At 45.3% G+C, this 11,332-nt stretch carries 7 protein-coding genes; 1 reads left to right on the top strand and 6 read right to left on the bottom strand.

The window, feature by feature from the left end; translation table 11 throughout:
• Positions 1 to 135: 135 nt before the first annotated feature.
• The 5 genes from RIM23_RS12595 to RIM23_RS12575 all read right to left on the bottom strand — a co-directional run bounded on the left by RIM23_RS12595 (position 136) and on the right by RIM23_RS12575 (position 6,797).
• On the bottom strand, positions 136 to 1,029 hold the full coding sequence (locus RIM23_RS12595) for a lipid kinase (RefSeq protein WP_446367537.1): 894 nt from the start codon (positions 1,027 to 1,029) through the stop codon (positions 136 to 138).
• Between the two features lie 601 nt (positions 1,030 to 1,630).
• Positions 1,631 to 4,681: an efflux RND transporter permease subunit gene (locus RIM23_RS12590; protein ID WP_446367535.1), complete on the bottom strand. Its 3,051-nt coding sequence runs from the start codon at positions 4,679 to 4,681 to the stop codon at positions 1,631 to 1,633.
• A gap of 31 nt (positions 4,682 to 4,712) precedes the next feature.
• Positions 4,713 to 5,093 (bottom strand): type II toxin-antitoxin system VapC family toxin, encoded by a 381-nt coding sequence (locus RIM23_RS12585; protein ID WP_446367533.1) that lies wholly within the window; start codon positions 5,091 to 5,093, stop codon positions 4,713 to 4,715.
• Positions 5,090 to 5,308 (bottom strand): hypothetical protein, encoded by a 219-nt coding sequence (locus tag RIM23_RS12580; protein ID WP_446367532.1) that lies wholly within the window; start codon positions 5,306 to 5,308, stop codon positions 5,090 to 5,092. Before RIM23_RS12580 ends, RIM23_RS12585 begins: the two co-directional genes overlap by 4 nt.
• A 40-nt stretch (positions 5,309 to 5,348) precedes the next feature.
• Positions 5,349 to 6,797 carry an efflux RND transporter periplasmic adaptor subunit gene (locus RIM23_RS12575; protein WP_446367544.1) on the bottom strand — a complete coding sequence of 483 codons (1,449 nt, stop codon included), beginning with the start codon at positions 6,795 to 6,797 and terminating at the stop codon, positions 5,349 to 5,351.
• Positions 6,798 to 7,380: 583 nt separating this feature from the next.
• Between RIM23_RS12575 and RIM23_RS12570 the strand changes: the two genes are divergently transcribed.
• Positions 7,381 to 10,314 carry a GAF domain-containing protein gene (locus tag RIM23_RS12570; RefSeq protein ID WP_446367530.1) on the top strand — a complete coding sequence of 978 codons (2,934 nt, stop codon included), beginning with the start codon at positions 7,381 to 7,383 and terminating at the stop codon, positions 10,312 to 10,314.
• Positions 10,315 to 10,396: 82 nt separating this feature from the next.
• Here RIM23_RS12570 and rpiA read toward each other — a convergent pair whose 3' ends face one another.
• The gene (gene rpiA / locus RIM23_RS12565) at positions 10,397 to 11,107 is read right to left on the bottom strand and encodes a ribose-5-phosphate isomerase RpiA (RefSeq protein WP_446367528.1); all 711 of its coding nucleotides are present in this window, start codon (positions 11,105 to 11,107) and stop codon (positions 10,397 to 10,399) included.
• Positions 11,108 to 11,332: the final 225 nt, after the last annotated feature.

The following is an 11,332-nucleotide window of genomic DNA, read 5'->3' as shown; positions in this document are numbered from 1 at the left end:
TCCCCAATCATCAATTCCCAATAATCCCCAATTCCCAATCCCCAATCATCAATTCCCAATAATCCCCAATTCCCAATCCCCAATCATCAATTCCCAATAATCCCCAATTCCCAATCCCCAATCATCAATTCCCAATCACGGCGATCGCGGAACCAAAACAGATATCCCTTGTGGAATCAGGCTAAATTTTGCTGGCGTAGAAGTAGTAATTTCTCCATCCGTATTAATAGAACGAGGTTTGCGAGTATAAATCTCAAATTCTGTACCATGGAGAGTACGGACGCCGGGTAAATCCGTGTGACGCCCCTGCCATAACGCAGGTAGCATAGATAAAATATGCCACCAACGACGCATTTCCAGACTGTAAAAATCCAGCATCTGATCATCAATTTTGGCATCATGAAACACGGTCATTCCCCCACCATAATGTCGCCCATTCCCGATGGCAATTTGAATCGTTTTAATCTGAATTGATTCTCCATTCATGCGAATTTCTGCCCGAAAAGGACGCGCGTGCCAAATCACCTTTAACGCTGTAGCTAGGTACGCTAAAACTCCCCAGCGACTTTTGGCTTCTTTGGTAAGGGACTGAGTAATTTGCACACTCAATCCACAACTGGCAACATTAAAAAAGTATTTATCATTAACCAAGCCCAAGTCTATTTTATGAGATCGACCTTTAGCAATCACCTCGCAAGCTTTCAGTAAATCAACGGGAATTTCCAACGTCCGCGCCAAATCATTCGCCGTTCCCAAGGGTAAAATGCCTAAGGGTAACTGAGTATCCACTAACCCCTCTATCGCTGCATTAAGCGTACCATCACCACCACCAATGATTACTAGGTCTACCTGATGTTGATAGTGACGGATTATTTCCGGAAGCTTTAGTGGATCTTCGGTTAATTCTTCCAGTAAAGTCACACCCAATTGCTTAAGTTGATCCAGGGCTTCCGATAGATGCTCCTGTCCGTGACGAGACTGACGGTTGACTAAAAGTAATGCTTTTTTAGGCGACAACTGGGGATTCATTCGTCATTTGTCCTTCGTTATTTGTAAGGGTTTGAGAACTCCTTACAGAACTGGTGGAGTGTTGAGTTTATTTCCACCGACTTACTTACTACATCTTATCGGTTTGATGCGATCGCACATCTTCTAACAGGTGGATAATTGCATTTCCATTCCACCAGTTGTCCAACCCCTGTAATCCTCATGTAGGGGCGACCCGCTTGGCTTAATCAACAACTAGAGAAACAGGGCGGGTTTACTCACATTGAGGTGCAACCGAAAAGATAGTAGTAAAACCCGCCCCTACAGAGGATCGGGTCGCCCTGTCCCTCGGTTATCGGGGTTGAATGGATGTGCGATCGCGTCTTCCGATCGGGATAGATAGGAATATGCGATTCAACAGCAACTAGAGCAATAATAATTCTGTAGGGTGGGCATTGCCCACCTCCATATAACCAATGACCGATAACCGAGCAACAAAACCTGCCCAGATTGTCTCTAAAACCCCATCTTCTTAGTCTAGTAAAGATAATGCCAGTAGCGACCTGTACTCCCCTACGTTCATCTAACATTACTAAAGTAGCGTTTTGTTAAACCCTTATCAAGGAAACCCTGGTGCGTAGCGCTATAACTGCACCGGCTTTTTCTTCCCCCCAAATAACCCCCGAATCCAGTGATACAAGTTATCCACATAAGTAAATAACACCGGCACCACCACCAAAGTTAACAGGGTTGAAGTCGTAAACCCACCAATTACCGCGATCGCCATGGGACTGCGTACCTCGCCATCCGCCCCTAATTCTAAGGCAATGGGCATCATCCCAGCAATCGTGGAAACTGAAGTCATCAGAATCGGACGTAACCGAGACACCCCCGCCTCCACTACCGCTTTAAACTGGGGTTTCCCTTCCTGCATCCCGGCTAAAGCAAAGTCTACTAACAAAATGGCATTTTTAGTCACCAATCCCATCAGCAAAACAATGCCAATCAAAGCAAACAAACCCAATTCTTTCTGCGTCACTAACAACCCCAGTAACGCCCCACCCACCGATAACGGTAGTGCCACTAAAATCCCAAACGGATACAAGAAATTGTTATAAAGCAAGACCAAAATAGCATAAATCGAGAGAATCGCCGCCCCTAATGCGGTGGCAAACCGGGTAAAAATATCCTGCATAATCTTGGCATCCCCAGCCGGTTCCTCAGCCACATCTGGCGGGAGGGGATTCATAGCAGGTAATGCTTTCACCTTTTCTAACGCATCTCCCAGGGCAATTCCTTCTAAATTTGCCTCTACCGATACCTGACGATTGCGATCAAAACGGTCAATTTGGGCAGGACCACTCCCCAAACGAATATCAGCAACCGCACTAATGGGCACCAGAGTCCCATTTTGACTGGGAACCTGTAAATTTTTCAGGGTACTAATATCTTCGCGAGTTTCCGGGTCAAGTTGTACCCGAATCGGAATTTGCCGATCTGCTAAATCAAACTTTGCCAGATTCGACTCATTATCCCCAATTAAAGCCAAGGATGCCGTGCGAGCGATCGCGCCCACAGAAACACCCAAATCCGCCGCCCGTTCTGGATCAGGCTGAATCACAATTTCCGGCTTAACTAAACTGGTACTAGAGGTAACTTCCACCAATCCTGGAATATCCCGCATCTGCTTTTCCAAGCTTTCCGCCGTTTGCGTCAAGGCGGGGGCATTTTCACTCTTGAGAACAATCGATAAATCCTTACCTCCTCCCCCAGCACCTTGACTTTGGAAACTAATCCGCGCCCCTGGAATAGTTCGGAACACCTGGCGCATCTCTTGTTCAAATTCCTGCTGAGAAACCTCGCGTTCATCCTGGGGGATCAGGTTGGCGTAGACTGTACCCGAATTGATATTATCCGCCGTAGTAAAAACCTTCTCAACCGCCGGATTTTCTTGCAACGATTGGTTGAGTTGTGCCATGATATCTTTTGTGTCACTCAGGGTCGATCCGGGTGGTAGTTCAACCATCACCGTACTCAAGCCCGTATCGCCACTATCAAATAACCCCTTGGGAATTAACGGCACCAGTTGTAAACTAGCGATAAAGAAGACAACCGCCATTAATAAAGTCGTAATCCGATGGCGCAATCCCCAATTGAGGATATTGCGGTAAGGGTGAATCCGTTTTTTTCCGGTTCCCTTTTGCCTATTCCCTTTCGGTTTAAGCAAATAAGCACTCAACATTGGTGTCATGGTACAAGCCACCAGGGTAGAAAACATGGTGGATACAGCAACAGTGACGCCAAAGGGTTGGAAAAACTGACCCGGTATACCCCCCATAAATGCCACAGGAATAAACACTGCCACAATGGTTGCTGTTGTCGCCACCACAGCTAAACCAATTTCTCGTGAGGCATCTAATGCGGCTGGAAAGGGCTTTTTACCCATATCTAAATGTTGGTCGATGTTTTCAATCATACAAATCGCATCATCGACCAAGTTACCTACAGCTAAAGCTAAGGCTAAGAGAGTCATCCCGTTTAGGGTGTAACCGAGGGCTTTCATCACCCCAAATGTGGGAATAATTGACAGAGGTAAAGCTGTAGCTGTAATCAGCGTCACTCGCCAATCCCGCAAAAACAATCCAACGGCAATAACGGTGAGAATACAGGCTAAAATTAAGGCATCAATGGTGGCTTGATAGGAATCCCGAATCGCATCAGCACGGGTGAAAATCAGTTCAAGATTCACATCGTTTGGTAGGGTTCCCTGCAATTCGGCAACCGCCTCACGCACCCCTTCTTCCACGGTGACTAAAGTGCTACCTGTACTCCGCAGCACCGAAAAAGCCACGACTGATTCCCCATTCAAAGACGCCGCCTGTCGCTGTTCGGCAAAACTATCCTCTACTTCCCCTAAACTGGATAAGGGAACCGTCGCGCCATTGGGGAGAACAATCCGATACCCTCTTAATTCCGCAACCGTCTTGGCACTTCCCAGAGTCCGAATATTTTGCTCACTTCCGCCAACATTTCCCCGCCCTCCGGGTAAGTCAATATTTAAATTCCGGATTTGATCATTGACTTGGGTGGCAGTAATTCCGTAAGCTTGTAAACGACTCGGATCAAGGTCAACTCGAATTTCCCGATCCACACCGCCCAAACGGTCAATTTGAGCTACACCGGGTACATTCAGGAGGGCGCGGCTAATCGTGCGATCGACTAAATCGCTTAATTGCTCCACCGATCGCGTCTCAGATGCCACGGCGTAGGTCATAATTGAACCGCCAGCAAATTCTAGACGCTTGACAATCGGTTCATTCACATCCTGGGGCAAATCTTGGCGAATTTGGGCAACGGCATTCCGCACATCATTCGTGGCGCGATCGCTATCGGTTCCCAAGACAAAGCTAACGGTAGTGGTAGAAATCCCTTCCGTCACAGTTGAGGTGAGTTCATCAATGTTTCCCAACCCCGCCACCGAATCTTCTATTTTCTTGGTGACTTGAGTTTCTAATTCTGTGGGTCCTGCACCGGGTTGGGTAACCGTTACCATCACGGCGGGAATATCGATATTTGGATTACTGTCAATTCCTAACCGAAAAAAGGACACCAAACCAAAGATGCCCAAAATTAGGAATAAGACGACAGTAGGAACTGGTTTTTTAATTGACCAAGCGGAGAGGTGGAAAGACATAAACTTCGTTTGTAGTTGCGATGCAAGCGCCTTACACCAATTTAACATTGTACAGTTTGAAGCGATTATCGTTGGTAACGATAATGTAATCTTCTGCTTTTGCCTGAGCGATAATTAGGCGGTCAAAAGGATCTTGATGATGAAAGGGCAAATGCTGCAATACTTCATAATGACTAAACTTAGTGTCTAAAATTTGAAACTGATTATTTATTAGCAATAGTTCTAATTCAGATAAAGAAATTGACAAAGACAACTTACTGATACTAATTTTAATGGTCATTTCCCATAAGCTAGCTTGACTGACATAAATGTTATTGGCAGGATTAGCAATTAATTTTTGTGCCTGTTGAGAAAGCTTAGTATTGCCTTCGACAAACCAAATCAGTATATGAGTATCAATTATATAGTTCATGGTAGCATATAGTCTTCAAAACCTGGAGGTGTTGAATCAAAATCATCAGCCACATAAATAAAAATACCTTTACCACAACCAAATTGACGGGGTTTATCAGGGATTATCTGTCCCACTGAATGTTTTTTTATAGTCTGGATTTCATTTAAAAGTTGAACATCTTGTACTAATAAAATCCACTGAATCAGTTCTAGTTTGATTGCTTCTATTTTCATTGGCTTTTACAGATATCAGTTTTTTCTGGTATTGACCCAATCAGTTGACAACATTAACTTTATCGCCATCTTTGAGATAAGCGGCACCTTTAACCACGACGCGATCGCTCCCAGACAACCCACTTTTAATTTCAACACGATTATCACCGAGGGGTTCTCCCACCTCAACAGGCTGGGCTTTGACGGTGTTATCGGGTTGCAGGATATAGGCGATCGCACTGCCGTCACTTTGGGGCAGTATCGCTTTGGCGGGTAGGGTTAGCCCTTGGGAGGCTGAGGTGGTAATCGATGCCCGTAAAAACATGCCCGGTTTTAATGAGGCTGAGGCGGGTAAATCGATCTTCACCTTCGCCTGACGGGATGCTTCATCCACCATCGGGTCAATTTCCCGAACCTTGCCCGATAGTTTTAAGCTACTATCGGCGTTTGAGGTAATGATCACTGATTGTCCCGGACGAATTTGGGGAAGTTGAGTTTCGGGAACGTTGGCAACCAGTTCTAGGCGTCCGTTTTCGATTATTTTGAATAGAGTTTGGGAGGGGGAGGTGACATCTCCCACACGGGCATCGCGTTCGGCGATTTTACCACTGACGGGGGCAACGACTCGCGTGTTGTTGAGTTGTGCCATGGTGGATTGCACTTGTGCCTGTGCCTGTGCCAGTTGGGCTTCGGCTTGGGTAATGACTTCCCGCCTAGGTCCTGCTTCGAGCTGGGCAAGTTGCTGCTTTGCTTCTCGTAACCGGGCTTGTGCCTGTTCGAGTTGGGAACGGGTGCTGCGTTCTTGATTGTAGACTTCATCTAAGCGATCGCGGGCGATGGCACCTTCAGATTGGAGTATTTTATTGCGCTCAACCCGTGTTCTGGCTAATTCTAAGTCTGACTCGGCGGCGGTAACGGCAGATTCAGCGCTGCTGACGGCTTCTTTAGCACGGGCAATTTCTTCACTACGGGAACCTGCCCGAAGTTCCGCGAGGCGGGCTTCGGCTTGAGCAACGGAGGCTTGGGCTTGATTTAATTGTGCCTGAAGCACCGAATCATCAAGACGGGCTAATAATTGTCCCGCTTTGACAACCTGCCCTTCTTCTACTAATACCTGTTGAATCTGTAAGCCTGTCGCCTGAGACATAACTGGGCTCATCTCAAAAGCAGCAACGCTTCCGGTGGCGTCTAAGCTGCGGCTGACGCTTTCTGATGCCACTTGGGCTACGGTTACGCTCTGGCTAGGGGCAGATGAGGTGGCGACAGGGGGTGCTGCTGTGGGTGCGTCTGACTGTTGAGAAGAAACTAAACGGTTAGCCCCTAAGGCTAAGAGGACACCAATGCCGATGCCTAAAAACAGCCCCTTTCCTCCAGATAGCCAACCCGGGTTAGATTTGTGAGTTTCAGGTACGACATAGCCATCTGCATCCTGCTCAAAGGGGTCAGGTTCAGCGTCAGGGACATAGAAGACGACATCGACATCCTGTTTGAGTTCGGCAGGCTTAGGGATAGGGGAAAGATTTAATTGGGTTTTCTGGTTGGGATTTGGGGCTGTCTGAGTCACGGTTATTCCTCTTTTACGGCTCGAGGTCGCTAGTTTTGTAAAGATAACTTAATGAATATCGGGTTACTTTCCTTAACACTACTTTACATTGTAGCGCACTCTTGACCAGGCGGTTGATTGGGGGGAATCCGAAAATTCTGTTCAGGAGGGAAAAGGTACGGATAGATACCCTCTTGGGGGGGAGGCTGGAGTGGGGATAGATATAGCCTTTCTTTAAGATAGGGCAGGCGTACTCATGTACACATCACCCATTGGAGTTATCCAATTGAGTGATTTGGTGTAAATAAGGCAGATGGCACAAGGGCATTATATAGATCTTCTAGATCTTCAATTGATGATAAATCCAATAAAATAAAGTAAAATTTAGGATTTATAGACAATAAAATTGAATTAGTATACTGAAATACTTTTGATTCAGATACTCGGTTCCCATGTCTGCTGCTGATGGCTACTGCATTCGCGCAATACTACCTGACCCTAATCAGGAATGTTAATCTGAAGTGTGGTTTTGCTCGCATCTGCACTTCTTATGTGTATTAGAATACTTTACCACCTCATTGGTCAGGAGTTGAGACAAAGGTCTCTGGAAACCATCTTGATTATCCCCTTTGTCGTGTCAATTGCCGCGATAGTAGGGTTAGTGGGATATTTGGCTTTCAGCAATGGACAAACCGTCAATGAGGTGGCTTCTCAATTACATCATGACACTCGCGATCGCGTCCAGTCGCCCCTCCCTACTGACTCAGCTACTCCTGCTCTGATTCATCCTATCCCTGTGAATACTATTTATCTCAGTCAGAGCAATTTACCCAGTAGGCACATTATACAGCCCTCTAGAGTAGACCAGACTCTCCCAAATTTTATCGGCAATGCTTATAGTCAGTTAAATTTAGCTAAAATTAACAAGTTTCTGTCGCCTAAAAATCTTAACACGCCCACGACGATTATTTTATGTCTAGGACTATTCGTGAGTACGACAGGGATAGTCATGCTGATCGCCCCTTGGATAACTAAGCTAATCTGCCATTCTGCTACTAAAGCCCAAGAAGACTCTCGTGTTCAAGATTTATTTAAATACATATTTAATGAATCGGCTGATGCAATATTTATAGTTGATGCAGAAACCCTTTTAATTTTAGATTGTAATCGCCGTGCCATGGAACTCTTTGAAGCCAAACACAAGCAAGAGTTACTCAATACAGAGGGACATCTCCTACAGAAAGAAAGGTTTACGGCTGAAAAACTCCATTTTATCGCCCATGAAGTGAAGCAGTACGGATATTGGCATCAAGAGTTAGAATATATTAGTAAAAAAGGTAACGTATTTTGGGGAAACTTGGCGGTTCGAGCAATTGATGTAGCGGGTCAGAAAATGCATTTGGTACGGGTGAGTGATATCACTGGGCGAAAACAAGCCGAAGCAGCCTGGCAAATTCGTCAACGCCAAGAAGCCGCGATCGCGCAACTGGGTCAAGAGGCATTAATTGAGGCAGATTTATCCATCTTAATGGATTGGACAGTTACCCTGATTGCTAAAACTTTGAATGTAGACTATTGCAAAATTCTGGAACGTTTACCGAATGGAGAGGAGTTACTTCTTTTAGCAGGATTCGGCTGGAAAAGGGGATTAGTTGGTCAAGCCACGGTGAGGATTGAAAAAGAGTCTCAAGCGGGTTATACGTTGCTCTGTAGGGAACCAATTATTGTCACAGACTTACGCACAGAGACACGATTTCAGGAGTCACCTTTACTCCAGGAACACGGCGTTGTCAGTGGGATGAGTATGAGAATTCCGGGTCAAAACCAACCCTTTGGTGTGTTAGGGGTGTATACTACCCAGAAACGCCAATTTACGGACGATGATATTTACTTTTTGCAAGCAATTGCCAATATCATTGCTACAGCAATTGAGCGCAAACGGGTAGAGGAAGCCTTACGGGAGAGTGCGTTGCGGGAGAGTGCGATCGCGACTGTCTTGCAACGAATGCGTCAAACCCTCGATACTAACAAAATATTCACAACGACAACAGAAGAATTGCGCCATGTCTTGGAATGCGATCGCGTCGCCATCTATCGGTTCAATCCCGATTGGAGTGGCGAGTTTGTGGCTGAGTCTGTGGCGGATGGCTGGGTGAGTCTGACTACGGAACAGCAAAATGATCCGTCTCTCAAAGCCGATGCTCTAGAATCAGAACGTTGTATCATCAAAACCTGGGATGGTTCAGAAAACCCTTGTGTATCCAATCCCCCATCCGATGACTCGCTACAAGATACTTATCTCAAAGACACTCAAGGCGGTGCTTATAGCCAAGGCGTAACCTATCGAGTTGTCGCCGACATTTATCAAGCTGGATTTACCCCCTGTTATATCAATCTCCTGGAACGATTTCAAGCCAAAGCCTACATCAATGCGCCTATATTTTGTGGTCAAAAACTTTGGGGATTACTCGCCATCTATCAAAATTCTAGTCCTCGCCCTTGGCGAGAATCAGAAATTAGTGTTGTGGTGCAGATAGCCACTCAGTTTGGCGTCGCCGTACAGCAGGCTCAATTATTGCAAAAGACTCAAGAACAAGCCTTAGATTTGGAACTCACTTTAAATCAACTAAAACGCACCCAAGCTCAATTAATTCACAGCGAAAAAATGTCCAGTCTTGGGCAAATGGTCGCAGGTGTGGCACACGAAATCAATAATCCTGTCAGTTTTATTTATGGTAATCTGACCCCCGCTAAGGAATATTTTCAAGATTTAATTCGTCTGATTCAGACTTACCAAAAGACCTATAGCATTCCCACAGCAGAACTTCAACAACTTATTGAAGAAATTGACCTAGAATTTATACTCGACGATTGGCAAAATCTGCTCAAATCGATGGAAGTTGGCACCGATCGCATCCGTGCCCTTGTTCTATCCTTAAGAAACTTTTCCCGCTTGGATGAAAAAGAAATAAAGCGGGTTGATATTCATGAAGGCATTGATAACACCCTGGTAATCTTACAGCACCGATTCAAGACAGCAGGTAATAGCCGAGGGATTCAGGTGATTAAACATTATAGTCAATTGCCATTAGTAACCTGTTATGCCAGTCAGTTGAATCAGGTATTTATGAATATTCTGAATAACGCGATCGATGCTTTGGAAAACCAACCTTCACCACGATTCCTTACTATCTCTACTGAGGTAGATTCTGGACTCAAACAACCAACCACGGAGGATGGAAAAGCGAAAAATGACTTTATTGTTATCCGAATTTCCGACAATGGTTCGGGTATCAAGGAAGATATTATGCCAAAAATATTTGACCCATTTTTTACCACCAAGCCTGTCGGTAGCGGTACAGGTTTAGGATTATCAATTAGCCATCAGATTGTCGTGGAAAAACACAAAGGGCAAATCTATTGCACTTCAACTCCTGAGCAAGGAACTGAATTTATAGTAAAAATTCCATTGGCAAACAGGTGATTGTGGAAGAGATAAAAAAAGGCAGATAAAAGTCCGCCTTTCCAGATACTCACCCAAATTTTGCTGGTATGGGGATAACCGATTACATCTCGCGCACTAGCGGTTTACCATCTTTCACTTCACCGATTAGCACCACATTAGCTACACCGACAAATAAACCATTCTCTAAAACACCAGGAATATTATTAAGTGTCTTTTCTAATTCACCTGGGTTATCAATAGAATCAAAGGTAACATCAATCACCATATTTCCCTGATCGGTTACGACGGGTCCAGCTTTCTTGACCCCCATGCGTAATTCGGGTTTTCCCCCCAATTTCTCAATCGCCCGCATCACAGGTGCATAAGCCATGGGAATAACTTCTACAGGCAGTTTAAACGTTGAACCTAGACGCTCAACCAGCTTACCACTATCGACAACCACAATAAATTGAGCGGCTAGAGAATCCACAACTTTTTCACGAGTATGCGCTGCACCACCGCCTTTGATCAAATTCTTTTGCGGATCAACTTCATCAGCGCCATCAATGGCAACATCAATATGGTCTACGGCATCTAAGCTAGTTAAGGGAATACCATGCTCTTTAGCTAAAACCTCTGCCTGAAATGATGTGGGAATCCCCTTAATATCCTTCAGGTCGCCTTTTTTGATGCGATCGCCGATATACTGAATTGCATAAGCCGTCGTTGAACCTGTACCTAAGCCAACAATCGTCCCAGATTTCACCCGTTCAGCCGCCGCTTTGCCGACTTCTTGCTTCATCAGCTTAACGGGGTCAGTTTCTGCACTCATACTAAAATCTCCTTCTTCGTTGTGAATTACTCAGGATTGGGTATATTTCATCGTTGGTTTAACGATGCCCAGATTTCAGGGGTCACCCCAAAAGTAAGAGTATCACTGTCGGTAGAGATTTAGCGATCAAAGTTACCTGGAATTTGGCAACAAAGGTGGACACGGTAAATTTTTAGCACAATCATCTGCCTTTACCGTGTCCTACGGTTAGCGCGGGTTTTCTAA

Origin of the sequence: Coleofasciculus sp. G3-WIS-01 (genome assembly GCF_040223135.1) — a bacterium.
In the GTDB taxonomy this organism is placed as follows: Bacteria; Cyanobacteriota; Cyanobacteriia; order Cyanobacteriales; family Coleofasciculaceae; genus Coleofasciculus.
The sequence above is the reverse complement of the archived record's forward strand: the minus strand, read 5'-3'. Positions and strand labels throughout refer to the sequence as shown.